Genomic DNA, 26243 nt, shown 5'->3' on the forward strand with positions numbered 1-26243 from the left:
GGGGCCGCTGTGTGTACTGCATGTGAGTGGGCGCCGCACTTCAGTGTCTTTCCCACCGGGCTCCTGACACGTCGGACGGCGCTGCGGGCCGCAGCCGTGACGGCCATGGCCACGGTCGGCGCAGCGTGTTCGTCGCCGCCGGCGGCGGTGGGCCGCGCACCCGCCGATGTCGTGTTCCGCAACGGCCGGGTCTATACCGTCGCACCGGCCCAGCCGTGGGCACAGGCCGTCGCCGTGACCGGGGACACCATCAGCTATGTCGGCGACGACGCGGGCGCGACGGCGCTCGCCGGTCCGGACACCCGCATCGTCGACCTCGACGGCAACCTGCTGCTGCCGGGGTTCGTCGAAGGTCACATCCATCCTTTTCTCGGTTCGTTCCTCACCAGCGGCGTCGACCTGCAGGTGCCCACCGGTGCGGACGCCCTGGCCGCGATCGCCGAGTACGCCAAGGACCATCCCGACGGCCCGGTGCGGGGATTCGGTTGGCGGGTGGACATGTTCGGTCCCGACGGGCCGACCCGCGGCGAACTGGACCGGGTGCTGCCTGATCGGCCGGGCTTTTTCTTCGCCATCGACGGCCACAGCATGTGGGCCAACAGCACCGCGTTGCAGATGGCCGGTGTCACCCGCGACACCCCGGATCCGATTCCCGGCTTCAGTTATTACGCCCGCGACGAGCGCGGTGAGCCCACCGGTTATGTGCTCGAAGTCAACGCCGTGCTCGCACTGGTCAACGCCGTCGAGCCGATCTCGCCGCAGTCGATGGAGACGCTGCTGGAAGGCTGGCTGCCGAAGGCCTCGGCGGCGGGGATCACCACGGTCTTCGACGCCGGGGTGCCGCCGATCGGCGACGACCAGGGTGCGTTGATCGGGCTGTACACCGACCTGGAGCGGCGCGGGGCGCTGCCGTTCCGGGTGGTCGCCTCGTACATGGTGAAATCGCCTCCGGTGGACGACGCGGTGGCCAAACTCACCGAGCTGCGCAGCCGGATCGCCACCGATCTGGTCAGCGTCGGCGTCGTGAAGATCGTCGGCGACGGAACCCAGGGCGGCTACACCGCGTGGCTCATCGAGCCGTATGCGGACAAGCCCGATTCGGTCGGCGGGTCACCGTTCACCGAGCAGCAGTGGCACCAACTGATCCGCGAGGTCGACGCCGCCGGGTTCGACGTGCACGTGCACGCGTGCGGTGAGCGCACGGTGCGCACGGCTCTGGACGCCGTGGCGGCCGCCGTCGCCGCCAACCCGCCGCGCGACCGCAGGCACACCATCGCCCACTTGGTCTACGTCGAAGATCCTGACGGCCCGCGATTCGGCGAGCTCGGGGTGACCGGGCAGTTTTCGGCGAACTGGATGTCGGCCGATCCGGACACGCTGCAGAACATGGCCGACCGGTACGGCCCGCCGCGCCGGGACCTGCTGTACCGCCCGCAGGACATCCTGCGTTCCGGCGGGCGCATCTCGCTGGGCACCGACTGGCCCGCGGCCGGGTACTTCTCCACCTACAAGCCGCTGGATTCCATCCAGATCGGCGTGACCCGGCAATTGATCGGCCAGCCGGACGCCCCCGTGCTGGTGCCGGCCGATCAGCGGCTCAGCGTCGCCGAGGCCGTGCATGCCAACACGATGGGCGCCGCCTACCAGATCCGGCTAGACCACCGGATCGGCTCGGTCGAGGTCGGCAAACAGGCCGATCTGATCGTGTTGGACACCGACATCTTCGCGGTCGACCCGCACGACATCCACCGGGCGACGGTCACGATGACGATGATGAACGGCCAGGTCCGTCACCAGGTGTGACCTCAGGCCGCGATGGCCCGCAACAACTGAGGTCGTCAGCGGCGGACAACCGCGGTCGCAGTCAAGCGGTCCTGCAGGCCCCGGCCGTCGGCATCGGTGAACAACGGCGGGATGACCAGGGAAAGCAGCAACCCGCGCACGATGGCCCGGCCGGTTCCGACGTGCTGACGGTTGTCGACCGGGATCACCATCAGCCCGAGCGCGTACTGGCCCGGGGTGAAGCCGTACAGCCGCAGCGAGAGCACACCGAGGACAAACCAGATCAGAAGCGCGATATTTCGAGAGTCAACAGAGTATAAGAACTGGTCGCTCGACATCAGACCCAACGGTACGGCCAGAGAGGTGATCCCCACGGCGATCAACCAGTCGATCAGCAGCGCCAGGAAGCGGCGGCCCATCCGCGCCAGCGAACGCGGCCCGGCTTCCGGCAGACCCAGCTCTTGGCCCGGCCATCCCGCCTCGTCATCGGGCTTCACCGGTTCCGGTCCGGACAGCCAGGATCCGATTTCGCGCGCCATGACCCCAGGATATGCGGGCCGTCGGCAACCCCTCGCACCGCGCCGTGACGACAGATGCGTAACGTCGGTGCAACATGTGCTTGACGGGAGTGCAACATCGGCTCCATAGCGTCACTCGCGGGTTAACAAACCCCTGTGCCGACACATGCGTACTGGCCGCACCGAAGGAGTTGTAAGTGGCAGCAAAGAACGCGGACGACATCATCAAGCTGATCAAGGACGAGAAGGTCGAGTATGTCGACATTCGGTTCTGTGATCTGCCTGGCGTGGTCCAGCATTTTTCCATCCCCGCCTCTGCGTTTGACGAAAGTGTCTTCGAGGACGGCCTCGCGTTCGACGGATCGTCGGTGCGCGGCTTCCAGTCCATCCACGAGTCCGACATGATGCTGTTGCCGGATCCCGAGACCGCGCGCATCGACCCGTTCCGGGCCGCCAAGACGCTGAACCTGAACTTCTTCGTGCACGACCCGTTCACCCGGGAGGCTTACTCACGCGACCCGCGCAACGTCGCCCGTAAGGCCGAGAACTACCTGGCCAGCACCGGCATCGCCGACACCGCGTACTTCGGCGCCGAGGCGGAGTTCTACATCTTCGACTCGGTGTCGTTCGACTCGAAGATGAACGGCACCTTCTACGAGGTCGACTCCGAGTCGGGCTGGTGGAACACCGGCGAGCCGTTCGAGGCCGACGGTTCGGCCAACCGCGGCTACAAGGTCCGCCCCAAGGGTGGCTACTTCCCGGTCGCGCCCTACGACCACTACGTGGACCTGCGCGACGAGATGGCCACCAACCTGCAGAACGCGGGCTTCACGCTGGAGCGCGGTCACCACGAGGTGGGCACCGCCGGCCAGGCCGAGATCAACTACAAGTTCAACACGCTGCTGCACGCGGCCGACGATGTGCTGCTGTTCAAATACATCATCAAGAACACCGCCTGGGCGAACGGCAAGACCGTCACCTTCATGCCCAAGCCGCTGTTCGGCGACAACGGCTCGGGTATGCACGCCCACCAGTCGCTGTGGAAGGACGGCAAGCCGCTGTTCCACGACGAGACCGGTTACGCCGGCCTGTCGGATCTGGCGCGGCACTACATCGGCGGCATCCTGCACCACGCGCCGTCGCTGCTGGCGTTCACCAACGCGACGGTGAACTCCTACAAGCGCCTGGTGCCGGGTTACGAGGCTCCGATCAACCTGGTCTACAGCCAGCGCAACCGCTCTGCCTGCGTGCGTATCCCGATCACCGGCAACAACCCGAAGGCCAAGCGCCTCGAGTTCCGTTGCCCGGACAGCTCGGGCAACCCGTACCTGGCATTCGCGGCCATGCTGATGGCCGGTATCGACGGCATCAAGAAGAAGATCGAGCCGCTCGCCCCGGTCGACAAGGATCTCTACGAGCTGCCCCCGGACGAGGCCGCCAACATCCCGCAGGCGCCGACCTCGCTGTCCGCGGTGATCGACCGGCTGGAAGAGGATCACGAATACCTCACCGAGGGTGGCGTTTTCACCACCGACCTGATCGAGACCTACATCTCCTACAAGCGTGAGAACGAGATCCTGCCCGTGCAGATCCGGCCTCACCCGTACGAGTTCTCGCTCTACTACGACGTCTAAAGTGACGCCGCAGTAGGTCGATCGAGCCCACCCGTCCGGTCCGTGTCCACGGTCCGAGCGGGTGGGCTCATCGGTTTGTGGCGGGGTGCGCGCACAGTAGGGTTGGCGCCATGACGCAGAGACTCGACGCTCGCCTCGACCGCACCGCACCCGCCGTGCTCAGCGTGTTCCGGATCGTCTTCGGACTGCTGTTCACCGTGCACGGCACGCAGAAGCTGTTCGGCTTCCCCACCGCGATGGACAGCGGCACCGTTCCGGTCGGAACGTGGCCCTATTGGTATGCCGGCGTCATCGAGGTGGTGCTCGGCCTGCTGATCCTCACCGGGTTGTTCACCCGGATCGCGGCGTTCATCGCCTCCGGGGAGATGGCGTACGCCTACTTCACCGCCCATCAGCCGAAGGCCCTGTGGCCCATCGACAACGGTGGCGAACTGACCGTGCTCTACTGCTTCGGCTTCCTGCTGCTGGTGTTCACCGGCGGCGGTGGCTTTGCCCTCGACGCCATGCGCGGGCGCCGCTGAGCACGCCCGCCCCTCAGACGCATTCCAGCAAGGTGTCCGGCATCTGACCCACCGGCCCGATGGTGGCGTGGGTGCGCAGCCGCCCGGTTTCGGGATCGACTGTCGCGCAGACGATCCCGCATTTGCCGTCGTCGATCCGCCGAGATATCCGCGGTGACCGTTCGGTGAGCGCGACCCCGGTTTCCACCAGGTGCGCCGCGGTCACCCCGGCCAGCGAATCGGCACCGGCACCGCGCCGCACGATCGACGACAACGCCTGCTGGACAGCTGTTCTGGTGGCCCCCTCGGGAATCACCGCGTCGTCCCAGGCCTGCATCGCGGCCCGCATGGCGGGGCAATCCCCGTGGCCCAGCACCACGATCAGCGGCACCTCCAGGGTCTGCACCGCGTACTCCATGGTGGCCAGCACACCGGCGTCGATGACATGGCCCCAGGTGCTGACCTCGAGCAGGCGGTCCCGGCTCTGGCCGAAGACCAGCTCGGAGCCGAGAGCGGCGTCCGCACAACGGAACACCGCGGCCACCGGTCGGTGGACCAGGGGCTTGCCGCGATCGCCCCGGGTGGGGACGAAGAGCCGCTCGTTTCCTTCACGCAGGCATTGCCAGGTGGTGAGTGGATCGGACATCGGGTTTCCTTTCTGTGGATGGGTTCAGCTGAAGTACTCGGGGCGGCTGACGTAGGTTTCGGTCACGAACATCACGCCGGAGGACGCATCGAGCAGGGGGCGCAGCCCGGCGAGCAGGGCGTCCGCCCGGTCTTCGGGAACCACGGTGATCAGGAGTTCCAGCGCGGCCTGCTGGTTGAACAGCAGCCGGCCCTGTCGGTACCCGTGATGCCCGAGCCCGGAGACGCCGGAGAGGCTGGTGAAACCGGTGGCGCCGACGCTGTGAATGAGCTCGCGCACCGCGGCGGCGTCGCTGCCTGCGACCACCACCTCGATCTTGATCATCTTGGTCAGTGTCGATGTCGTCATGAGACTGTCTCCTTGTCCACATTCATTGCCAGATCACAGAACCACGGCTGCCATCCGCCGCGCACCCAACGCTGCCAACCCGCCGAATCATGCTGGCGGGCAGCGACACTCACCCACTCGTTGCCGAACAGGCGCTGCAGGATGGGATTGCGGTCGATGATCATGTCGATGCGGTGCAGCGGCGCCTGGATCACCGCGAGCAGTCGCAGCGGCTCGTGGCGCAACTGCTCGCCGTCGGCGATCGACTGCCAGGGCAGCCCCAGGCGGAGATCGCCGTGGTGCCCGGCGATCACGCCGGCGGAGCCGACCACATTGTGCAGCGCCTTGGTGCCTGCCCCGAACACCTCAGGTGCGACCGACGAGAAGTAGTACTGGCAGTTGATCCACTGGGCGACCACCAGCGGCGCGGTCAGGATGGTCTCCAGGGCTGCCCCGTCGGCGTCGACGTCGGCGTCGTAGGAGTGCAGGAACGCGCGGCCGTGCAGGTTCACCGCGGCGGAGATGTCGCGGGGACCCACGATGAAGGCGGCGTTTCCGGCCAGCCCCCATTCGGGATAGACCTGGGCCCAGTCGGTCGACCGGGCGGCGACGCGGCGGGCCGCCTTCCTCGGTGTGCGGGCGCGCCGCACACCGGGCAGGGTCGAGCACCGCTCGGCCGCCAGCGCGGCGCCGGCGACGGCCAGGTCGGCGACCAACCGGTCGACGTCGGCGCGATGCCCCGGCGGGATCAGGTGCCGGTCGGCAATGGTGACCCGGTCGGTGGTGGTGTCGTGTTGCGCGGCAAGGAAGTACGTCCGATCGGGGATGTCGATGCCGACGTTGCGCAGTTCGTCACGCACCTGCGGCTGGTTCAGGATCGCCGCCGCGGTCCTGGCGTTCGGGCCGCCGGGCTGTCCCCCGCACGCCCCGCAGTCCAGGGCGGCCTGGTACGGGTTGTTCTCGGTCGAGGCGCCGTGGCCGCAGAGCACCACCAGGCGACCGAAGCCGGTGACCAGACCCATGGTGGTCAGCGCCACCTGTGCGAACAGCACCCGATCGGCCAGCGGGATGGCGTCGACGGTCAGCGCGGTCGCGGCCTCGGGCGCCACCAGCCGATGCAGCCGGCGGCGGAGCCCACCGGACAGCGCCGGAGTCAGCGTCTTGGCCGCGGCCAGCGGACCCGCCGCCCAGCCGGCGACCTCGGCGAGCGTGAACGGCGCTGCCAGTGCCTCTTTGGCGGCGTGGAACGCCGATTCGGCGCCCGCCATCCGCAGTTCACCAGACACCCGGCGAGCTGCCTGTTCGGCGGCCCGCGGCGCGGGGATCTCGGCAACGTCGTGGCTCGGCGTGATCAGGACCGGGCACAGATCGCTGGCGGCACCACCCAGCAGATCGGTGAAGCGGATCGCGACCGCGAAGAACCCGGCGAAGCCCAGCGTCCGGTAACCGCCGAGCTCCTCGAGGTGGCGGCGCAGCCCCTCGGAGCGGGTGTCGATGCAGGTCACCACCTGGGTGTCCGCGGATGTCGGACCGGCGTGCCCGTCAGCCGACTTCAGCGACAGCAGCAGTTCGTCGCGGTAGTGACCTTCGAAGGCGTTTTGCCACAACATGTTCCGCGCTGCCACCGGTAGCGCGGCGAGCACCCGTGCGGCGGCGGCGAGTTCGCTGTCGGTCACATCGGCCACGCCCCACAACCGCACCAGGTGCGCGGCGCGTTCCCTGGCCGACGGCGTCGACTCGGGCGCACGTTCGGCGCGGTGGCCGTCGCCGCTCAGGAGCACGCTCTCGTAGCTCAGCCGGACGGCCAGATATGCCAGGGCATCGATGCCGGCGCCCCGGGCACCACACCAGTGAATGTGCGCGGCCCAACCCGGCAGGCGGGTCAGATGTGCTTGCAGGTACGAGATCCGGGCGTCCTCGGCCACCCCGAGGGCTGCCAGCGCGGACAGCACGGCATCGTCGGCCCGCTCGGGCAGCTCGCGCAGCCGGGCCCGCACCGCGCGGGTGAGCGTGTGATCCTGCGGCGCCAGCGCCCGCCAGGCCGGGTAGAAGCCGTCGGCGCGCCCCGGCATCGGCCACGCCCCGTGACCGAAGAACGCCGCGCACCACTTGCCGGCCTGGGCGTCGATCTCGGCGGCGACCCGCGGATCGCGGCGCTCGGAATCAGTGAGGTAGCGGCGCACCGGCTGCGACTGTCCCGGGCCGTGGATCAGATCGGCTCGGATCAGGTCCACGCCGCTTACCTCCCGGCTGCCGAGCTGCAGCGCCGGCATGTCCCGCAGATTCGGGTGCCGGTGCACGATCGCGGCGTCGAGGTCGGCGTCAGCGATCCGCCCCGAGCGATACAGCTGCCGAAAGTCGTTCAGCGACAGTGTCCCCCGCATACCGTAGAGGTCGCCGGCCCGGCGGATCGCCTGCTCGAACGGCATGGGTTCCAGGCCGGCGATGGGGTTGACCGCGATGAAAGTGGTCAGCGGATAGTGGGTCGGCAGCACCCTGGCGGCCAGCGCGACGTCACCGCGCAGGCGGGCCCGCCGACTCTCGATCGTGACGGCCTCGGTGGTGGTCATGACTGTGCTCCTGTCAGGTGAGCGGGCAGGGTTGGGGTGACGTATCCGGCACTCAGCGCGCGGGCGTAGACCGCGCGGTGCAGCGCGGTATCGGGCAACCGGCGCAGCACCGCCAGCGGTGCCAGCACCGCGGCCACGCCCGCCACGACCAGCCAGGCCAGCGCGGTGGGTGGCGCGGCGGCCGGCAGCGCCGGGCCCAGGAAGTGGCCGACGGAGGTGACCAGGCCCAGGTAGGCGACGGCGACCGGAAGCAGCACCGCCATCGCGGCGGCGGCTGCGGTGATGCTGCGGCGCCGCGCCAGCCAACCCCACGTGGCGACCGTGCCGGTGACCCAGGCGAACAGCAGCAGGGCATGTTCGGCGGTGTGGGCGCCGGGTGGCAGCGGGATCGTCCGCACCGCCGCGTACAGCGCGAGGGCCGGCATCACCGCGGCGGTGATCGCGGTGGCGACCCGCCGTCGCCGGCTCATCGCCGCCGCGGGCGGCCGCGCGGCCGCGCGCCGGCGCTCGGCGATCGCCGATCCCGAGGACAGGAACAGCGTCGCCTTGTAGAAGCCGTGTGCGACCAGGTGGAAGATGGTGGCGGCCCACAGGCCCAGACCGCAGGTGAGGATCATGAAGCCCATCTGTGCGGTGGTCGAATGGGCCAGTGCGCCTTTGACATCCGGTTTCACCAGCATGACGACGGCGCCGTAGGTGAGCGTGGCGGCGCCGGCCGCGATCGTCAGGCCGCGGGCCAGTTCGCCGCTGGCCAACGGGGCCAGCCGGACCAGCAGTATGCCGCCGGCGTTGATGACCCCGGCGTGCAGCATGGCCGACACCGGGGTGGGCGCGGCGAGTGTGGCAGGCAGCCAGCGGTGGAAGGGGATCTGCCCCGACCGGGACAGTGCCGCGACCACCACCAGGGCGGCGATCACCGGCGCCAGCGGGCCCTGGAGTTCGGCGGTTCCGAACGCGCGCAGGTCGATCGACCCCCAGGTCGCGGTCGCCATCGCCACCGCGGCCCACAGCGCGAGGTCGCCGATCAGGAATGCCGTGGCGGTGCGCCGCACCCCGTCGCGCGCGGCGGGCAGGTGCCAGTACATGCCCAGCAGGAGGCAGAGCGCGACACCGGCGATGGTCCAGCTGACGGCGAGGCTGAGAAGCGTCGCGGCGGTCACCAGGCCGGCTGATGCGGCGGTCAGCAGGGCGGCTCCGGCGGTGAACCACGGGGCACGCCGGTCGCCGGTCAGGTAGCGCACCCCGAAGAGCTGGACCACCGCGCTGACGCCGAAGACCAGGATCAGCAGCACCGCCGCCAGCCGGTCGACGCTCACCACGAGAGCACCGGCGACGGCCGTGGTCGGTGTTCCGCGACCGGCTTGCACGGCGAGGATGCCGGCGCAGAGCAGGCCGAGGCCCGCTGCCAGCGCACCGCCGTAGCCCAGCGCACGGGCGTGGTGCCGGCCGGAGAAGGCCGCGACCAGCGCGAACGCTGCCGGCGCAACCAGCATTGTCACGAGGAGCGCAGTGGAGTCGGTCAACATGCGACACAAATTACGTGTATTGAGATACGTGTGTCAAGCTTCGGGAAACAAATGTCTCCTGTGTCTCGCGCGCCGACGGGCGAGTGACATTTCGTGTCTTGTCAATGCCGAACTACGATTCAGGTATGGCGGAGTGGACGTTCCTGACCAATCACGCGCACACTCTGCTGTGCATCGCGCGCGACCCGGGCATCCGGCTACGCGATGTCGCCGAGCGCGTCGGAGTCACCGAACGAGCTGCTCAACGCATCGTCAGTGACCTGGTCGAGGCCGGTTACCTGGACCGGCTGCGGGAAGGCCGGCGCAACTACTACCGCATCCGCGCGGATCGGCCGCTGCGCCACCCCGTCGAGCGGGGCCACCGGATCGGCGAGATCCTGGCGGTGTTGCACGAGCCGAAAGAGGCCGTCGTGGGCTCCGGAGAGCACCCGACGGCGTAGCGAACCCTTCTAGGCGTCGAGCTCCAGATCCTTGCGGAACCGGCGCAGCCCGTCGATCTTGTCGGCGAGCGGAGCGTGCATGTCGCAGTAGAACATCCACGGCATCGTCACGATGCCGGTGATCCCAGCGGCGGCTGCCTGCTCGTACTGCGGGATGGTGAACGCGTCGGTCAACGGTGTCAGGATCTCGTAACCGTCCATCGTCAAGCCGTTTTCGGCGCGCAGCTCGCGCAGCTTCTCGACCCGCACGATCGCCTGCTCCAGGCTGATCAGGTCGCCGATCCAGCCGTCCAGGCGCGCCGCGCGCCGCAGCGCGATGTCCGACAGCCCCCCGCTGTAGACGGGGATGTGCGGCGGCGTCGGCATCATCTCCAGCCGCGGAGTCTGGTAGAACTCACCATCGAACTCCGTCCAGCCGGGCGCCCAGAGCGCACGCATCAGCTCGATCATCTCGTCGGTGCGTTTACCCCGCTTGGCGAACTGCTGGCCCATCAACGTGAACTCTTCTTCGCACCAGCCGACGCCGATGCCCAGCTCGACCCGGCCGTCGGCGAGATAGGCGGCGGTGCCGATGGATTTGGCTGCCGAATAGGGATCACGCATGCCCGGGATGTAGACCGTCGTGACGAACTTGAGTCGCTCGGTCGCCTGCGCCAGCGAGCCGACCAGCACCCACGGGTCGGGCCAGTCGGTGAACGGCTGCCAGCGCCGCTCGCCGTTCTTGGTGTACGGGTATGGGGTGGCCAGGGTTTCGAGGTTCACCACATGGTCGGGAATGCCGAGCCCGTCATAGCCCAAGTCATCGGCCGCCTTGGCGATCTCCAAGATCTCGCGGGTCTCCAGGAACGCGACGCTGACATAGAACTTGAGGTTCATCCGGCGACAGCCTCCGACTCGCTACGCTCCTCGCCGATGTCCCTGGCCCATGCCGGCATGATGAAAACTCCTTCTGCTTCGACGGTCGGTCCTTGTGCGTCGCTGATGAATCCGCGCGCGTAGGTTTTGTAGCCCTCGGTGCGCTCGACCCAGGCCTCGCCCCGCAGCGCCCCTAAAGGCGTGCCGCGCAAGTACTTCAGGGTGATGGTTCCGGTGAATTTGGGCTTGCTGAGTTGATGGGTGGCGACCTCACCGAGCAGCTGATCGAGCAGCAGCGCGGAGATCCCGCCGTGCACCAGACCGGGTGGCCCCTCGTAGACCGGCCCGAGGGTGAACTCGGTCCAGACCCGGCCGTCCTCGTGGTGGGTGGTCATCGGCGGCGCCAGCGGATTGTGCTGGCCCACAGCGGGATTGCGCCATACCACCGGCAATCCCGTCTCGGCGTGGCGCAATGTCCGCGGCCGGTCGGTGGGGGTCCGCTCCAGCATCGCGGTGACCTCGTCGATGGTCTGCCGGGCGGCCAGGATCGTCTCTTCGTCGGCGCCGCTGTGCAGGCTGGCCTCGATGAGCCTGCGCACCGACTGCGCCAGCGGCTCATGCAGGGCCTTGATCCGGTCGTGTTCGTCGGCGCTGATCACGCCCCAGTCGAAATCCATCGCCGGTGGTGACCCCTAATCTCCGAATACCCGCAGTACCACGGCCTTTGCCCGCCGTGTCACCCGCAGATAGTTGTCCAGGAACTCGCCGCCGTCGTCACTGTGCCAGCCCGCGGCGACCGCCACCGCGTTGAGCTGGCGGCCCGGTCCCGGCAGCTGATCGGTGGGCTTGCCCCGCACCAGCACCAGTGCGTTGCGGGCTCTGGTCGCGGTGAGCCAGGCAGCGCGTAGCAGCTCCACGTCCTCTTCGGCCAGCAACTCGGCGGCCCCGATCGCGTCCAGCGTCTCCAACGTCGAGGTGTTGTGCAGCGCGGGAACGTGGTGGGCATGGCGCAACTGGAGCAGCTGGACGGTCCATTCGACGTCGGCCAGTCCCCCACGGCCGAGCTTGGTATGGGTGTTCGGGTCGGCGCCGCGGGGCAACCGCTCGGCGTCCACGCGGGCTTTGATCCGGCGGATCTCCTGTACCGCTTCGGCCGATACGCCGCCGGCCGGGTAGCGGGTCTTGTCCACCATCAGCAGGAAGCGGTGCCCGAGATCCATGTCGCCGGCCACCCGATGCGCCCGCAACAGGGCCTGGATCTCCCAGGGCTGCGCCCACTGCGCGTAGTACGCCTCGTAGGAGGCCAAGGTGCGGACCAGCGGCCCCTGACGTCCCTCCGGCCGCAGATTGGCGTCGACCTCCAAAGGCGGGTCGGCGCTGGGTGTTCCGAGCAGGGTACGCACCTGCTCCGCCACCGTCACCGACCATTTCACGGCGCGCGACTCCTCGACTCCGGGCGCGGCCTCGCAGACGAACATCACGTCGGCGTCCGAACCGTAGCCCAGTTCCCCACCCCCGAGCCGGCCCATGCCGATCACGGCGAGCTTGGCCGGCACGGCGCCGTCGGGCGGGGTGTTGGCCCGGATCACCGCATCCAGCGCCGACTGCAGCACCGCCACCCACACCGAGGTCAGCGCCCCGCACACGTCGCGGACCTCCAGCATTCCCAGCAGGTCGGCCGACGCCACCCGGGCCAGTTCCCGTCGCCGCAGGGTGCGCGCGGCGGCGATCGCCCGGATCGGGTCGGGATGTCGCGCAGTGGAGGCGATCAGCGCCCGGGCGACCCCCTCGGGCTCGACGTCGAGCAGCTTGGGACCGGACGGTCCGTCGGCGTACTGCGCGATCACCTCCGGAGCGCGCATCAGCAGCTCGGGCACGTAGGCCGAGGTGCCGAGCACTCGCATCAACCGCTTGGCCACTGCGCTCTCGTCGCGCAAAGTGCTCAGATACCAACGATGTTCGGACAGTGCCTCGCTGATCCGCCGGTAGGCCAGCAGCCCGCTGTCCGGGTCCGGGGCATCCGACAACCAGTCCAGCAGGCGGGGCAGCAACACCGACTGCACCCGGCCGCGACGCCCGCTCTGGTTGACCAGAGAAGACAGGTGGGTCAGGGCGCTCTGCGGGCCCTCGTAGCCCAGCGCGGCCAGCTGTCGCTCGGCGGCCGCCGGTGACAACCCCGCCGCGAGGCCTTCGACCGACGGGCCGACCGATTCCAGCAGCGGTTGGTAGAAGAGCTTGGCGTGCAACCGCGATACCCGAAGGTTCTGGCGTTTGATCTCCTCGCGCAGCACACCGAGCGCATCGTGGGTGCCGTCGGGACGCATGTGCGCGGCGCGGGCCAGCCAGCGCAGCCCCTCTTCGTCCTCGGCCGGGGGCAGCATGTGGGTCCGCTTGAGCCGCTGCAACTGCAGCCGATGTTCGAGCAGTCGCAGGAATTCGTAGGACGCGGTCAGGTTGGCGGCGTCGTCGCGCCCGACGTAACCACCGGCACCGAGCGCCGCCAGCGCGTCGACGGTCGAAGCCACGTGCAGTGAGCTGTCGGTGCGGCCGTGCACCAATTGCAGGAGCTGGACTGCGAATTCGACGTCGCGCAGGCCGCCGGTGCCGAGTTTGATCTCGCGGTCCCGCACGTCGGCGGGCACCAGGGCCTCCACCCGGCGGCGCATGGCCTGCACCTCGGACACGAAATCCTCGCGTTCGCAGGCGGTCCACACCATCGGCATCAGGGCGGCCATGTACTGCCGGCCCAGCTCGGCGTCGCCGACCGCCGGCCTGGCCTTCAGCAGTGCCTGGAACTCCCAGGTCTTGGCCCACCGCTGGTAGTAGGCGATGTGGGAATCGAGGGTGCGCACCAGCGCGCCCTGCTTGCCCTCGGGGCGCAGGGCGGCGTCCACTTCGAAGAAGGTGTCCGACGCCAGCCGCATCATCTCCCCGGCCACCCGGGTGGTCACCGGGTCGGCGTCCTCCCCGACGAAGATGACGTCGACGTCGCTGACGTAGTTCAGTTCCCGCGCACCGCATTTGCCCATGGCGATGACGGCCAGCCGCGGTGCGGGCGCACCGTCTTTGCACACCGTGGCCACCGCCACCTTCAGCGCGGCATCCAGCGCCGCGTCGGCGATGTCCGACAGGTGTGCGCCGATCGTGGAGAACGCCGGCACCGGTTCGTTCTCGACGGTCGGCGCCAGGTCCAGGCCGGCCAGGATCAACAGCTGATCGCGGTAGCAGGTCCGCAGCGCAGGCATGATGGCGGCTGGGGCGGTGCCGACTTCGGCGATGCAGTCGTCGAACGTGCGGCGCAGCGCGGCCGCGTCGGGCAGGGTCACCGCGCCCTCGAGCAGGTGCCACGACTGCGGGTTGGCGACCAGGTGATCGCCGAGGGCCAGCGAGGAGCCGATCACCGCGAACAGCCGGCCGCGCAGCCCACGGTCCTTGAGCAGTGCGGAATTCAGCTGCTGCCAGTCGCCCTCCAGCGCGTCGGCCAGCCGGATCATCGTCTGCAGAGCGACGTCGGCGTCAGGCGCCCGCGACAGCGACCACAGCAGTTCGACGTGGGCGTCGGTGTCCCAGCCCAGCCGGGCCAGGTCGGCCGCGGCGGAGGGCTCGACCAGACCGAGTCGGCCCACGCTGGGAACGCGTGGGCGCTGGGTCGCTGGTTTGGCCACGTGCACGACGGTAGCGCACGCCCCGATGCCGCTAGAGCGAGAGATACGCCTTCAACTCATACGGCGTGACGTTGCTGCGGTACTCCTCCCACTCCGCGCGCTTGTTGCGCAGGAAGTAGTCGAAGACGTGTTCGCCGAGCGCCTCGGCGACCAGCTCGGAGCTTTCCATCTCCTGCAGGGCGATGCCGAGGCTGGACGGCAGCTCCCGGTAGCCCATCGCGCGGCGCTCCTCGGGGGTCAGCATCCACACGTTGTCCTCGGCCTGCGGGCCCAGCACGTAGTTCTTCTCGATGCCGCGCAGCCCGGCGGCCAGCAGCACCGCGAACGTCAGGTAGGGGTTGCAGGCCGAGTCGGGGCTGCGTACCTCGACGCGGCGGGAGGACGCCTTGCGCGGGGTGTACATCGGCACCCGCACCAGCGCCGACCGGTTGGCCGCTCCCCAGGACGCCGCCGTCGGGGCCTCGCCGCCGTGCACCAGCCGCTTGTAGGAGTTGACCCACTGATTGGTGATGGCGCTGATCTCGCTGGCGTGCTCGAGGATCCCGGCGATGAACGACTTGGCGACGTCGGAGAGCTGCAGCGGGTCGTCGGGGCTGTGGAAGGCGTTGTTCTCACCCTCGAACAGGCTCATGTGGGTATGCATGGCCGAGCCCGGGTACTGGGCAAACGGCTTGGGCATGAACGACGCTCGCACCCCTTCGCCGAGCGCGACTTCCTTGACCACGTAGCGGAAGGTCATCACGTTGTCGGCCATCGACAGGGCGTCGGCGTAACGCAGGTCGATCTCCTGCTGGCCGGGCGCACCCTCGTGGTGGCTGAACTCCACCGAGATGCCCATCTGCTCCAGCGCGTCGATCGCGTGCCTGCGGAAGTTGGGCGCCGAGTCGTGCACGGCCTGGTCGAAGTAGCCGCCGTTGTCAGCCGGGACGGGCACGCTGCCGTCGTAGGGCCCGGGCTCGAGCAGGAAGAACTCGATCTCGGGGTGCACGTAGCAGGAGAACCCGAGATCGCTGGCCTTGGCGAGCTGGCGGCGCAGCACGTGCCGGCTGTCCGCCCACGACGGCGAGCCGTCGGGCATGGTGATGTCGCAGAACATCCGGGCCGAGTGGTGCTGGCCCGAGCTGGTGGTCCACGGCAGCACCTGGAAGGTGGACGGATCCGGCCGCGCGACGGTGTCGGATTCGAAGACCCGCGCAAAGCCCTCGATCGAGGATCCGTCGAAGCCGATCCCCTCCTCGAAGGCCCCCTCCAACTCGGCGGGAGCGATCGCGACCGACTTCAGGAAGCCGAGCACATCGGTGAACCACAACCGGACGAAACGGATATCCCGTTCCTCCAGCGTGCGCAGCACGAATTCCTTCTGGCGGTCCATGACGCGAGCGTATGCAGCGGGTGTTAATTCCGTGTTACGACGCTGCTGCGGCTGGCCGTCAGCACGTCAGGTTGTTCGGCACCGTCTGGTCCACGAGGTACTTCACGATGGCCGAGTCGACGCACTCGTCGCCGTTGAACACCGCCGTGTGCTGGGTGCCGTCGTAGGTGATCAACGGCGCGCCGAGTTGGCGGGCGAGGTTGACCCCGGCCTCGTACGGGGTGGCCGGGTCGTGCGTCGTGGACACCACGACGACGCTGCCGGGTGGGGCCGGGGCCGCCGGGTGCGGTGCCGACGTCGGCGGCACCGGCCAGAAGGCACAGATGTCGCGCGGGGCGAACCCGGTGAACTGTCCGTAGGCCTGGAACGGGGCCAGCTCACGGGTGCGCCGGTCGATGTCGGCCCACACCGCCGGATCGGTGGGGGTCGGGCCGTCGACGCAGCGGATCGCGTTGAACGCGTCCTGCCCGTTGTTGTAGTGCCCGTAGGGATTGCGGCCGTCGTACTCGTCGGCCAGCATCAGCAGGTCGCCGGCATCGGTGTTGCGCTGCAAGCCCAGCAGGCCGCTGGTGAGGAACTTCCAGTACTGCGGTGTGTAGAGGGCGTTGAACGTGCCGGTGAGCGCGTCCTGATAGCTCAGCCCGCGTGGATCGGACGTCTGGCCGGGCTTGGCCACCAGCCGATCGACCAGCTGGTGGTACCGGTCGACCCAGCGCGCCGGGTCCGTACCCAGCGGGCAGCCGGCCGATTTCGCGCAGTCGGCGGCGTAGTCGTTGAACACCACCTGGAAGCCGGCCATCTGCTGGATGATCGAGTCCACCGTGTCCTGGGCGGGGTCGATCGCCCCGTCGAGCACCATCGTGCGAACCCGCTCAGGGAACTTCTCCAGGTAGGCCGTCCCCAGCTCGGTGCCGTAGCTGAAGCCGAGGTAGTTGATCTGGTCGTCGCCGAGGACCTGCCGCACGACGTCCATATCCTTTGCGGCCGAATCGGTTCCGATCTCAGCCAGGAACGCGGTACCCATCTTGTCCGCGCATTCCTTGGCGTAGTCGCGGTTGATCTGCTCGATCGCGGCCACCCCGGCCGGACTGTAGTCGACCATCGGGTTGCGCCGCCACGCGTCGAACTCGGCGTCGGTGCGGCAGCGCACCGACGGGGTCGAGTAGCCGACCCCGCGCGGATCGAAGCCGACGATGTCGAAGTGTTCGGCGACCGGGCTGCCGGCCAGCGCGTAACCCATGCCCGCGGCGGAGTCGACCGCCGACGCACCGGGACCGCCCGGGTTGACGAACAGGGAGCCGATCCGCTGGCCGGTGGCCGGGATCTTGATCACGGCCAACTGTGCTTGCGGCCCAGCGGGATCCGCGGCGCTGATCGGTACCGGGACGGTCGTGCACTGCGCACCGGGCAGCTCACGCGCGTCATCGCCGAGGTAGTGCTGACAACTCCCCCACGTAACCTGCGGCGCCGACGTCTGACCGGCGCCGGGGCTCGGTGTGGCAGCGGCCGGCGGGGCCGTGACACCGACCGCCAGCACGGTGCAGCTGAAGAGCGCCGAGCCGATTCGACTCGCGCGTCCCATGCCGATCATCGTCGCATGACTGCGCCCCCGCTGTGGCAGCGAGGCGGTCACACTCCGATCTCAGATCCGCCATGAGCCGGTATCAATTCTTGACGCCAGCGTAAAAGCGTTGTCGCGGGCGGGGATTGGCGTCAGCAGGTGGCGCCGGGCGGGGGCAGCTTGAGATCGACGAGGTAGGCGGCGGCGTAGTTGTCCACACAGGTGTTGCCCTGGAACACGACGGTGTGCTGGGTTCCGTTGAACGTCAGCAGCGCTCCGCCGAGCTGCTTGGCCAGGTCCACGCCGGCCTGGTACGGCGTCGCCGGGTCGTTGGTCGTCGACACCACCAGCACCGGCGGCAGCCCGGCCGCGGAGACCGTGTGCGGGGTGCTCGTCGCCGGAACCGGCCAGAACGCGCACGTGCTCAGCGGGGCGTGCCCGGTGAACTCGCCGTAGCTCATGAAGGGTGCGACTTCGCGCATCTTCTTGTCTTCCTCGATCACCTTCTGGCGGTCGGTGATCGGCGGCTGGTCCACACAGTTGACCGCGATCCGCGCGTCGGTGGCGTTGGTGTAGTGCCCCTGCGCGTCCCGGCGCATGTACATGTCGGCGAGCGCCAGCATGGTGTCCCCGCGGCCGTTGGTCATCTCGGTCAGGCCCTGGGTGAGGTGGCGCCACAGGTTGGGCGAGTACAGCGCCATGATGGTGCCGATGATCGCGTCGCTGTAGCCCAGCCCGCGCGGGTCGGCGGTGCGCATCGGCTTGTCGACCAGCGGGTCGACCAGATCGCGGTAGACGTCGACGGCCTTGGCCGGGTCGGTGCCCAGCGGGCAGGTGGGATCCTTCGCACAGTCTGCGGCGTAGTCGTTGAACGCCTGCTGGAAGGCGGCCGCCTGGTCGATGTCGGCCTGGATCGGATCGGCGTTGGGATCGACGGCGCCGTCGAGGATCATCGCCCGCACCTTGTCCGGGAATTCCTCGGCGTAGGCCGACCCGATCCGGGTGCCGTACGAGTAGCCGAGGTAGGTCAACTTGTCGTCGCCGACGGCGGCCCGCAACGCGTCCAGATCCTTGGCGACGCTGGCAGTGCCGACGTTGGCCAGGAATTCCTTGCCCATCTTGTCCACGCACCGCTGGACGAACGCCTTGGTTTCGCCTTCGATGTGCTCGATGCCCTTGGGGCTGTAGTCGACCTGCGGATCGGCGCGGATGCGGTCGTTGTCGGCGTCGGAGTTGCACCACAGCGCGGGCGTGGATGACGCCACCCCGCGCGGGTCGAAGCCCACCATGTCGAAGCGCTGCCGCACCGAGGTGGGCAGGTTCTCGACGATGCTGGTGGCGGCTTCGATGCCGGACTCCCCGGGACCGCCCGGGTTGATGATCAGCGAGCCGATCTTCTGGCCGGTCGCCGGGAATCGGATCAGCGCGAGCACGGCGGTGTCGCCGTCGGGTTTCGAGTAGTCGACCGGGACGGCGATCTTGCCGCACTGTGCACCGGCCGGGATCGGCAACGCGTTGCCGCCTCCGCCGCCGGCGACCCGGCACGGACCCCACACCACCGGCTGCCCGACCTGCGGGCCCGACAGCACGGCCATTCCCTCCACGGTGGTGCTGCAGCCGGCGCTCGCGACGAGCGTGGCCACCGCGGGGAGCACCAGGGCGGTGCGAACAGCGCGTGGTCGGACAGAGAACCTCATGGCAAACATGCTGCCATGCTCAGCGGGGGTGCTTCCCGCACCGACCCGCCGCGGGGCTCATTTGGTGGCGTCGAGCAGTTCTTTCATCCCGACGGCGAAGTCGTCGGCCAGATCCCACAGGTCCGGCAGGAGCTCGGGGCAGGAGATCAGCCCGACGTCGAGTTTGCCGTTGAGCGACATCACGGTGATGTTGAGTCCCGAGCCGTGGAAGATCGGCCCGAGTGGGTACATCGCCCGCACCTCGGCGCCCAGGAAGTACAGCGGGATCTGGGGGCCAGGCACATTGGAGATCACCAGGTTGTGCACCGGCCGGGCCTCGGTCAGCCGGCTGCGGGCGTAGACCCGCATGGCGACGCCGAAGATCGCGGGACCGGCGAACTGGCTCCAGTCCTGCAGCAGGGTCGCCCCGATCGCCGAACTGTGCTCCTTGGCGGTGTTGTTGGCCGCGGCGATCGCCAACAACCGCTCTGCCGGGTCCTCGATCTGGGTCTCCAGTTTGGAGAACATGCCGGACACCTGGTTGCGGCCGGGCCGATCGGAGCGGTCGTGCACCGAGACCGGAACCATGGCGACCAGCGACGCCTCGGGCAGCTCGCCCCGGTCGAGCAGGTACTGCCGCAGCACACCGGCAACCAGCGCCATGACGACGTCGTTGACCTTGACGCCGAAGTGGTTCTTCACCGTCTTGATGTCCTCGAGGTCGAGCTCGGCGAAGGCGACGTTGCGGTGGGCGGTGACGCTGGCGTTGAACTTGGTCTGCGGCGCCGCGAACGGGGCCGCCATCGCCCGGCCGCCCACCGCGCGCGCGACCGTGTCGACGACGGTGCTCACCGTCGACGGGATCACCTTGGTGGCCAGGTGCAGGGGGCGGGTGACGAAATTGCCCAGGCCGCCCAGCGCGATGCGCAGCTGGTTGGTGTCCACGGCGTCACCCGCGACGGGATCCGGCGGCGGCGCGTCGGGTTCGGTACTGCACAACTGCGACATCAGGTTCGCGCCGGTCACCCCGTCGACGGCGGCGTGGTGCACCTTGGTCAACACCGCCAGCCGGCCACCACCGCGGGCGTCGGTGCCGCCGACACCCTCGATCACCCACGTCTCCCACAGCGGGTGCCGGCGATCCAGCGGCAGCGAGGCCAGGTGACCGCAGATCTCCCCCAGCTCGACCCGTCCGCCCGGCGCGGGCAGCCCGATGCGGTGCAGGTGACGGTCGATGTCGAAGTGCTCGTCTTCCACCCAGACCGGATGGTCGAGGTTGAGGAAGCTGTTGGCCAGGCGTTCGCGGAAGCTGGGGATCGCCTTGACCCGCAAGGCCAGTTCGTCGCGCAACCGGTCGAAGGTGTAGCCGCCGGGGATCGTGGAGGCGTCGAGCTCCAGGATCGAGCACACATGCAGTGGCTGGGAGGGGGTTTCGAGATAGAGGAAGCTGGCGTCGAGGCCGCTGAGTCGCTGCAGGTGTTGCACCATGCCGCGATGGTATGTCGGCGGCTGGTGACAGGTGTGAGAAAGTCCACTTCACTGTCCGTTCACCTGTGCGACCACGGGTGGCACACTTGAGGACGTCAGACGAACCCGGGGACCCGGATGGGCCACGAGGATCGACGCAGACGATTACCAAGGGACAAAGATGTCTGAGCAGACTGTCTATGGTGGCGCCGACATGCCCGCCGCTTCGCGGAGCAAGGTTCGCAGTCACCACCTGCTGAAGTGGAAATCCGAAGGCCACAAGTGGGCCATGCTCACGGTCTACGACTACTCGACCGCCAAGGTGTTCGACGAGGCCGGCATTCCGGTGCTGCTGGTCGGCGATTCCGCCGCCAATGTCGTCTATGGCTACGACACCACGGTGCCGATCTCGGTCGACGAGCTCATCCCGCTGGTCCGCGGGGTGGTTCGCGGGGCCGAGCATGCGCTGGTGGTCGCCGACCTGCCGTTCGGCAGCTATGAAGAAAGCCCCGCGCAAGCCCTCCGAACGGCGACTCGGTTCATGAAGGAGACCGGCGCGCACGCGGTCAAACTCGAGGGCGGCGAGCGGGTCGCCGACCAGATCGCCACGCTGAGCGCGGCCGGCATCCCCGTGGTGGCGCACATCGGGTTCACCCCGCAAAGTGTCAACGGCCTGGGCGGGTTCCGCGTCCAGGGCCGCGGCGATGCGGCCGAGCAGACCATCCACGACGCGATCGCGGTCCAGGAGGCCGGTGCGATCGCGGTGGTGATGGAGATGGTGCCCGCCGAGTTGGCCACCCAGATCACCGGCAAGCTCACGATCCCGACCATCGGCATCGGCGCCGGACCCAACTGTGACGCCCAGGTGCTGGTCTGGCAGGACATGGCCGGTCTCACCAGCGGCAAGACCGCCAAGTTCGTCAAACGGTTCGGCGATGTCGGCGGCGAATTGCGCCGCGCGGCAAGGCAATACGCCGACGAGGTGGCGACCGGCACGTTCCCGGCGCAGGAGCACAGCTTCTAGGCGATCGCGCGGTCGCGGTAGGCCTCCAACAGCCGCAGCCAGAGCTCGCTCACCGTCGGGAAGCACGGCACCGCATGCCACAACCGGTCGACGGGTACCTGGCCTGCGACGGCGATGGTGGCCGAGTGCAGCATCTCCCCGACACCGGGGCCGACCATCGTGATGCCGAGCGGAATGCCGCGCGCGTCGTCGACGACCATCCGGGCCCGGCCTCGGTAGCCGTCCGCGTAGAGCTTGGCCCCCATGACCACGTCGCCGATCTCGACGTCGACCACGGTGACCGGATGGCCAGCGGCCCGGGCCTGTCGCTCCGTCAATCCCACGGAGCCGACTTCGGGATCGGTGAAGAAGACCTGCGGGACGGCGAGTCCGTCGGCAGTCGCGGTGAACCGGCTCCATTGACCGCGTTCGACCGAAGCCGACTGGGCCCGCGCGGCGATCACCTCGCCGGCGATCCGGGCCTGATACTTGCCCTGATGGGTGAGCAGCGCACGGTGATTCGCGTCGCCGACTGCATACAACCAGTCGCCGTCGACTCCGTTGACCGTCAGACTGTCGTCGGTGTCCAACCAGCTTCCCGGCGCCAAACCGACCGTGTCCAGGCCGATGTCGGTGGTCAACGGCTTGCGCCCGGTCGCGAACATCACTTCGTCGGCCTCGACGACGGTGCCGTCGTCCAACTCGAGGGTGACCGGCCCAGAGGCATCCGCGCGACGCAGCCGGCTGACGCTGACGCCTCGGCGCACGTCCACCCCCGAGTCGCGTAATCCGTTCTCGACGGCGTCGCCGACGAACGGCTCCATCTGCCCGAGCAGCCCGGCGCGGGCCAGCAGCGTCACCGCGCTGCCCAATCCTTGCCAGGCGGTTGCCATTTCGACTGCGACCCCGCCCCCACCGACAATCGCCAGCCGGCGGGGCACTGCGCTGGAGTCGGTGGCCTGCCGGTTGGTCCAGGCCCGCACGTCCTGGGCCCCCGGGACGTCGGGGATCGCGGCGCCGCTGCCGATGCTGATCACCACCGCATGCCGCGCTTGCAGTGCGATCTCGCCGCCGTCGGGTGTGGTGACCCGCACCCGCCGGGCGCCGTCGAGGCGGCCGTGCCCGCGGATCACGTCGGCGCCCATGGCCGTCACCGCGGCCGTCTGGCCGCTGTCGTCCCAGTCGCTGACATAGCGGTTTCGCCGGCCGAAGACCCCGGCGGGGTCGATGGCGCCGGTGACCGCCTCGCGGGCGCCCTCGACGCGCATGGCGTCGGCGAGTGCCAGCACCGGGCGCAGCAGTGCCTTACTCGGTACGCACGCCCAATACGAGCACTCACCGCCGACGAGTTCCCGTTCGACGATTGCAACGCTCAGGTTCGCTGCGCGGCAACGGTTTACTGCGGTCTGGCCGACCGGTCCGGCGCCGATCACGATCACGTCGTAGGCGGTCTCGGTCATGGGGCGTGCGCCTTTCGGTTGTGGGCGGCGGGCAGCAGCTCGTCGGGGTCGAGTCCGCGGTCGATGCCGTGTGGAATCACTGTCTGTCCCGGCTCCAGCCGCAGCCGTGCGCCGTCGAGCTCGACGTCGATCTTGTCCGGCTCGAACGAGACGAGGTTGCGCACGGCGGCGACCTCGGGCCAGGCGTCGAGGTAGGACCATGCAGCCCGCCCGCGCTCTCCGATGGTGTAGTAACTCGCCAAACCCTTGTAGGGGCAGAATGTTTGACCGTCCACCGGCGTGAGGGCGGAGTCGTCGACGTCGGTGCGGTCGACATACCAGCGCGGGGCGAAGCCCGATTCGTAGAGGACGACCGGCCGGTGGGTGTCGGCGATGACGCGCTCGCCGTCGCGAACGACGAGACGGCGCGATGTCGATCGGATGTCGATGCGGTGATAGGGATCGGCGGCGTGCCCGACGATCCGATCGTCCTCTTCATAGAAGGCATCCATCGCCCGCCAGGCGAACGCGATCCGACCTTTCAGGGCCGCGGCGTGCGGGGGCAGCGCGCTGTGGCACCATGCACCCCGGTGCGCGCTGTGGCCGCCCGTGGACACCGCGAACCAGGTCGTCTCGCCGAGATCTCGGTGCACGGTGCGCTGTGGCTCCACGGTGAGCGCGTCCGGCTCGATGTCAGCACCGGGAAAATAGGCCACCGGATAGCGGCCCGGTTCGTGCAGCAGCAGCACGTCTTCGCTGTCGGCGATCCACCGATCGCCGAACCGTACCCGCATCCGCCGCCGTAACGGCTCGGCGAACAGCAGCCGGGGTGGAAGCGGTTCGGCGGTCAGGAAGTGGCCGATCGCCGAAGCCGACAAGGGACCTTGTTGCCAAGCCAACCCCATGGTGTACACCTTCCGGGGCGATAATTAATTGGGCTTTTCGTCCCATTATTATGGGCTAGGTAACCCATAAAAGTCCAGAGCGATCACCGTGCGCGGGTGGCCGCCCGCCGGGTGTAAGCCCGCACGTTGTCCACAGCGGCAGCGACAGTGGTACGAAAAACCGCTGGATCACCGGTGATATGGGTCAGCATGGCCCCGCCCTGATGGGCGATCACGAGGGCGGCGGCCAGATGCCGCGGCGAAGCCTCGGCGATCAGATCGCCGCGATCGCGCATCGCGGTCAGACCGTCGACGAACAGGGAAAGCCACTCGTCGTATCCGGCGACCAGGTCGGCGCGGATCTGTTCGTCGGAGTCGATCAGTTCGCCGGCCAGCGACCCGTATACACAGCCGCCCAGCCGATACACGGTGTCGATTTCGGCGACACAGGCCTGCGCCCAGCACTGCAGCGAGGCGATGCTGTCGAACCGGCCGAACCGCTCGGCGGTGTGAAAACCCCGGACCTGCTCGCGGCGCACGGCGATGACCTCTCGGGTGAGGTCGCGCTTGTCCCGGAAGTAGTGCGACATCTGCGAGCCACTGACCCCCGCCGATGCCCGCACCTCCTCGACGCTGGTTCCGGTCGCGCCACGCTGGAACATCAGCGCGGCCGTGGTGTCGATGATGCGGGCCCGGGTTTCCCAACCCTTGCGGGTGAACCGAGCACGGGCGACGGCCGGGTGGTCGACACTGTCGCCGGCGCCGGTCTGCCGCCGCACGCGACGCGGCGGCCGTGGCACCCGCTGCGCCGGATCCGTGGCGAATCCCCGCAGATGGTTCACCGCGAACCGCAACCCGTCGGCGAGTGGCCATTCCTGGCGATAGGTGAAGGCGATGGCACCGCTGCCCTGGTGGGTGGCCACCAGAACCATCGCCAGCTCGTGCGGATCGGCCTTCGCGGTCAGGATCCGGCGGTCCTTCATCTGCTGGATCGCCTTCTCGAACAGGGAGATCCACGACCAATAGCCTTGAGCCAGGGTGGCGCGGGTCTCCGGGTCGGACTTGGCCAGCTGCGCAGCCAGTGCGTGGTAGGTCGGCGTGCCCGCGTAGCCGATGCGACGCAGGTAGCGCAGATTCAGGTCGATCCAGGTCTCGAAGTCGTCGAGCGATTCCAGGCCACCGAGCCTGGGCTGACGGTGGAAGTCCAGCACCACCTCGATCTGATGGGTCAGCACCGCGGCGATCAGCGCGCGCTTGTCGGGGAAATAGTGGGCAAGCTGCGAACCGCTGATCGACGCCGCCCGACGCAACGTCTCGTTGTTGAGCGCGGAGAGGCCCGCGTCCAGGATCACGTCGGCCGCGGCCGCCACGATCCGGTCCCGGGTCACCTTGCCCCTGGGGGTCAGGCGCCGCGCATCCTGGGCCGCGGGCGGAGACATCGGCCTAGATTACCGGCAGTTTTGCCTGTTCACGGGCTCATCGCGCGGTGGTGTCGGGTCGGGTCGTCACACGGGTGCCAGTCGCCGGGCCAGGAAGTCGGTCATCAGGGCGGCGACGTCGTCGACCGCCGACTCGAGCAGGAAGTGGCCGCCGTCGAGCAGATGAATCTCGGCGTCGGGCGAATCCGCGGCGAAGGCCCTCGCGCCCGCGGGCCCGAAGATCTCATCCCCACGACCCCACACGGCCAGCACCGGTACCCGGCTCGCGCGAAAGTACTCGTGCACCATCGGATACATCGGCGGATTGGTCGCGTAGTCGCCGAACAGGGCGAGCTGGATCTCGGCATTGCCCGGCCGCGACAACAGTGCGTAATCGTGGTGCCAGGCTTCCGGGTCGACGAGCGTCTCGTCGGCCACCCCGGTCAGGTACTGCCAGCGGGTGGCATCCAGGCTGAGGAATCCTCGTAATGGTGCCTCGGTATCGGGTCCTGGCCGGTCGCGGTAGGCCCATACCGTCGTCCAGAACTCGTCGACAAAGCCTGCGTCATAGGCATTTCCGTTCTGGCTGACGACGGCGGTGATCGCCGAGGGGTCGGCCAGCGCGAGACGCCAGCCGACGGGGGCCCCGTAGTCCTGGACATAGATCGCGTACCGGTCAACCCCGATGCCGCGCAGAAGGCCGGCGGTCAACGCCGCCAGCGCGTCGAAGGTGTAGTCGAACTCGTCGACCGGGGGTGCATCGGACAGCCCGAACCCCAGCATGTCCGGGGCGATCACCCGGTAGCGGTCCGCCAGCTGCGGGATCAGCTGCCGGAACATGAACGAGCTGGTCGGGAAGCCATGCAGCAGAACGATTGTCGGCGAGTCGAGATCGCCGGCTTCGCGATAGAAGAGGCGATGGCCGTCGACGGTGAGGTAGCGGTGGTGAACGCGCGGCAT

Annotated in this window: 21 protein-coding genes; 5 read left to right on the forward strand and 16 right to left on the reverse strand. The window is 68.7% G+C overall.

Going from position 1 to position 26243, the window contains the following annotated elements; translation table 11 throughout:
• Positions 1-9: 9 nt before the first annotated feature.
• Entirely contained in the window at positions 10-1803 is a 1794-nt protein-coding gene (locus MSZK_RS12250; protein WP_199203302.1) for an amidohydrolase, read from the forward strand.
• A 35-nt stretch (positions 1804-1838) separates the two neighbouring features.
• Here the strand turns inward: MSZK_RS12250 and MSZK_RS12255 are convergent, their stop codons facing one another.
• On the reverse strand, positions 1839-2321 hold the full coding sequence (locus MSZK_RS12255; RefSeq protein ID WP_099248110.1) for an RDD family protein: 483 nt from the start codon (positions 2319-2321) through the stop codon (positions 1839-1841).
• Between the two features lie 176 nt (positions 2322-2497).
• On the opposite strand from MSZK_RS12255, the gene glnA (MSZK_RS12260) reads away from it, so the two are divergent.
• Both glnA (MSZK_RS12260) and MSZK_RS12265 read left to right on the forward strand, forming a co-directional pair.
• A complete protein-coding gene (glnA, locus tag MSZK_RS12260; protein ID WP_099248112.1) occupies positions 2498-3934 on the forward strand; it encodes a type I glutamate--ammonia ligase in 1437 nt (478 codons plus the stop codon).
• A gap of 110 nt (positions 3935-4044) precedes the next feature.
• Positions 4045-4455 (forward strand): DoxX family protein, encoded by a 411-nt coding sequence (locus tag MSZK_RS12265; RefSeq protein ID WP_099248114.1) that lies wholly within the window; start codon positions 4045-4047, stop codon positions 4453-4455.
• A 13-nt stretch (positions 4456-4468) separates the two neighbouring features.
• Here the strand turns inward: MSZK_RS12265 and MSZK_RS12270 are convergent, their stop codons facing one another.
• Genes MSZK_RS12270 through MSZK_RS12285 form a run of 4 tightly spaced genes read right to left on the reverse strand, consistent with a single transcriptional unit; the run spans position 4469 to position 9503 of the window.
• A complete protein-coding gene (locus MSZK_RS12270; protein WP_099248116.1) occupies positions 4469-5080 on the reverse strand; it encodes a carbonic anhydrase in 612 nt (203 codons plus the stop codon).
• 24 nt (positions 5081-5104) lie between these two features.
• Positions 5105-5428, reverse strand: coding sequence for a P-II family nitrogen regulator (locus MSZK_RS12275; protein WP_099248118.1), 324 nt, complete (start codon positions 5426-5428; stop codon positions 5105-5107).
• Positions 5425-7977 carry a DUF2309 domain-containing protein gene (locus MSZK_RS12280; RefSeq protein ID WP_099248120.1) on the reverse strand — a complete coding sequence of 851 codons (2553 nt, stop codon included), beginning with the start codon at positions 7975-7977 and terminating at the stop codon, positions 5425-5427. Before MSZK_RS12280 ends, MSZK_RS12275 begins: the two co-directional genes overlap by 4 nt.
• Positions 7974-9503: a proton-conducting transporter membrane subunit gene (locus tag MSZK_RS12285; protein ID WP_142389914.1), complete on the reverse strand. Its 1530-nt coding sequence runs from the start codon at positions 9501-9503 to the stop codon at positions 7974-7976. The genes MSZK_RS12280 and MSZK_RS12285 overlap by 4 nt, the downstream gene beginning before the upstream one ends.
• Before the next feature lie 125 nt (positions 9504-9628).
• Here MSZK_RS12285 and MSZK_RS12290 point away from each other — a divergent pair, with 125 nt between their 5' ends.
• Positions 9629-9943: a winged helix-turn-helix domain-containing protein gene (locus MSZK_RS12290; protein ID WP_099248192.1), complete on the forward strand. Its 315-nt coding sequence runs from the start codon at positions 9629-9631 to the stop codon at positions 9941-9943.
• A 9-nt stretch (positions 9944-9952) separates the two neighbouring features.
• Here MSZK_RS12290 and MSZK_RS12295 read toward each other — a convergent pair whose 3' ends face one another.
• From MSZK_RS12295 to MSZK_RS12325, 7 genes are all read right to left on the reverse strand, one after another.
• Positions 9953-10819, reverse strand: a complete 867-nt coding sequence (locus MSZK_RS12295; RefSeq protein WP_099248124.1) for a TIGR03619 family F420-dependent LLM class oxidoreductase — start codon at positions 10817-10819, stop codon at positions 9953-9955.
• On the reverse strand, positions 10816-11475 hold the full coding sequence (locus MSZK_RS12300) for a PaaI family thioesterase (protein WP_099248126.1): 660 nt from the start codon (positions 11473-11475) through the stop codon (positions 10816-10818). Before MSZK_RS12300 ends, MSZK_RS12295 begins: the two co-directional genes overlap by 4 nt.
• A 15-nt stretch (positions 11476-11490) precedes the next feature.
• Positions 11491-14469 (reverse strand): bifunctional [glutamine synthetase] adenylyltransferase/[glutamine synthetase]-adenylyl-L-tyrosine phosphorylase, encoded by a 2979-nt coding sequence (locus tag MSZK_RS12305; protein WP_099248128.1) that lies wholly within the window; start codon positions 14467-14469, stop codon positions 11491-11493.
• 25 nt (positions 14470-14494) lie between these two features.
• Positions 14495-15835: a type I glutamate--ammonia ligase gene (gene glnA / locus MSZK_RS12310; RefSeq protein WP_099248130.1), complete on the reverse strand. Its 1341-nt coding sequence runs from the start codon at positions 15833-15835 to the stop codon at positions 14495-14497.
• Between the two features lie 58 nt (positions 15836-15893).
• The gene (locus tag MSZK_RS12315) at positions 15894-17426 is read right to left on the reverse strand and encodes an alpha/beta hydrolase (protein WP_371411331.1); all 1533 of its coding nucleotides are present in this window, start codon (positions 17424-17426) and stop codon (positions 15894-15896) included.
• Positions 17427-17548: 122 nt separating this feature from the next.
• A complete protein-coding gene (locus tag MSZK_RS12320; protein WP_099248196.1) occupies positions 17549-19093 on the reverse strand; it encodes an alpha/beta hydrolase in 1545 nt (514 codons plus the stop codon).
• A 57-nt stretch (positions 19094-19150) separates the two neighbouring features.
• Positions 19151-20548, reverse strand: a complete 1398-nt coding sequence (locus tag MSZK_RS12325; RefSeq protein ID WP_099248198.1) for a wax ester/triacylglycerol synthase family O-acyltransferase — start codon at positions 20546-20548, stop codon at positions 19151-19153.
• 172 nt (positions 20549-20720) lie between these two features.
• Between MSZK_RS12325 and panB the strand changes: the two genes are divergently transcribed.
• Positions 20721-21563, forward strand: coding sequence for a 3-methyl-2-oxobutanoate hydroxymethyltransferase (gene panB / locus MSZK_RS12330; protein WP_099248132.1), 843 nt, complete (start codon positions 20721-20723; stop codon positions 21561-21563).
• Here the strand turns inward: panB and MSZK_RS12335 are convergent.
• The 4 genes from MSZK_RS12335 to MSZK_RS12350 form a co-directional block, all read right to left on the reverse strand.
• The gene (locus MSZK_RS12335; protein WP_099248134.1) at positions 21560-23002 is read right to left on the reverse strand and encodes an NAD(P)/FAD-dependent oxidoreductase; all 1443 of its coding nucleotides are present in this window, start codon (positions 23000-23002) and stop codon (positions 21560-21562) included. The genes panB and MSZK_RS12335 overlap by 4 nt on opposite strands.
• Positions 22999-23886: a DUF427 domain-containing protein gene (locus MSZK_RS12340; RefSeq protein ID WP_099248200.1), complete on the reverse strand. Its 888-nt coding sequence runs from the start codon at positions 23884-23886 to the stop codon at positions 22999-23001. Before MSZK_RS12340 ends, MSZK_RS12335 begins: the two co-directional genes overlap by 4 nt.
• An 83-nt stretch (positions 23887-23969) precedes the next feature.
• Positions 23970-25304, reverse strand: coding sequence for a TetR/AcrR family transcriptional regulator (locus MSZK_RS12345; RefSeq protein WP_099248136.1), 1335 nt, complete (start codon positions 25302-25304; stop codon positions 23970-23972).
• A 66-nt stretch (positions 25305-25370) separates the two neighbouring features.
• On the reverse strand, positions 25371-26243 hold the full coding sequence (locus MSZK_RS12350) for an alpha/beta fold hydrolase (RefSeq protein ID WP_099248202.1): 873 nt from the start codon (positions 26241-26243) through the stop codon (positions 25371-25373).

It is taken from the genome of Mycobacterium sp. shizuoka-1 (assembly GCF_002723835.1).
Classification (GTDB): domain Bacteria; phylum Actinomycetota; class Actinomycetes; order Mycobacteriales; family Mycobacteriaceae; genus Mycobacterium.

Bases quoted from the DNA above. Each gene is read 5' to 3' on its own strand.
- MSZK_RS12255 (WP_099248110.1), bottom strand. From the start codon at position 2,321: ATGGCGCGCGAAATCGGATCCTGGCTGTCCGGACCGGAACCGGTGAAG.
- MSZK_RS12265 (WP_099248114.1), top strand. From the start codon at position 4,045: ATGACGCAGAGACTCGACGCTCGCCTCGACCGCACCGCACCCGCCGTG.
- MSZK_RS12270 (WP_099248116.1), bottom strand. From the start codon at position 5,080: ATGTCCGATCCACTCACCACCTGGCAATGCCTGCGTGAAGGAAACGAG.
- MSZK_RS12275 (WP_099248118.1), bottom strand. From the start codon at position 5,428: ATGACGACATCGACACTGACCAAGATGATCAAGATCGAGGTGGTGGTC.
- MSZK_RS12280 (WP_099248120.1), bottom strand. From the start codon at position 7,977: ATGACCACCACCGAGGCCGTCACGATCGAGAGTCGGCGGGCCCGCCTG.
- MSZK_RS12285 (WP_142389914.1), bottom strand. From the start codon at position 9,503: ATGTTGACCGACTCCACTGCGCTCCTCGTGACAATGCTGGTTGCGCCG.
- MSZK_RS12290 (WP_099248192.1), top strand. From the start codon at position 9,629: ATGGCGGAGTGGACGTTCCTGACCAATCACGCGCACACTCTGCTGTGC.
- MSZK_RS12295 (WP_099248124.1), bottom strand. From the start codon at position 10,819: ATGAACCTCAAGTTCTATGTCAGCGTCGCGTTCCTGGAGACCCGCGAG.
- MSZK_RS12300 (WP_099248126.1), bottom strand. From the start codon at position 11,475: ATGGATTTCGACTGGGGCGTGATCAGCGCCGACGAACACGACCGGATC.
- glnA (WP_099248130.1), bottom strand. From the start codon at position 15,835: ATGGACCGCCAGAAGGAATTCGTGCTGCGCACGCTGGAGGAACGGGAT.
- MSZK_RS12315 (WP_371411331.1), bottom strand. From the start codon at position 17,426: ATGATCGGCATGGGACGCGCGAGTCGAATCGGCTCGGCGCTCTTCAGC.
- MSZK_RS12320 (WP_099248196.1), bottom strand. From the start codon at position 19,093: ATGAGGTTCTCTGTCCGACCACGCGCTGTTCGCACCGCCCTGGTGCTC.
- panB (WP_099248132.1), top strand. From the start codon at position 20,721: ATGTCTGAGCAGACTGTCTATGGTGGCGCCGACATGCCCGCCGCTTCG.
- MSZK_RS12335 (WP_099248134.1), bottom strand. From the start codon at position 23,002: ATGACCGAGACCGCCTACGACGTGATCGTGATCGGCGCCGGACCGGTC.
- MSZK_RS12340 (WP_099248200.1), bottom strand. From the start codon at position 23,886: ATGGGGTTGGCTTGGCAACAAGGTCCCTTGTCGGCTTCGGCGATCGGC.
- MSZK_RS12345 (WP_099248136.1), bottom strand. From the start codon at position 25,304: ATGTCTCCGCCCGCGGCCCAGGATGCGCGGCGCCTGACCCCCAGGGGC.
- MSZK_RS12350 (WP_099248202.1), bottom strand. From the start codon at position 26,243: ATGCCGCGCGTTCACCACCGCTACCTCACCGTCGACGGCCATCGCCTC.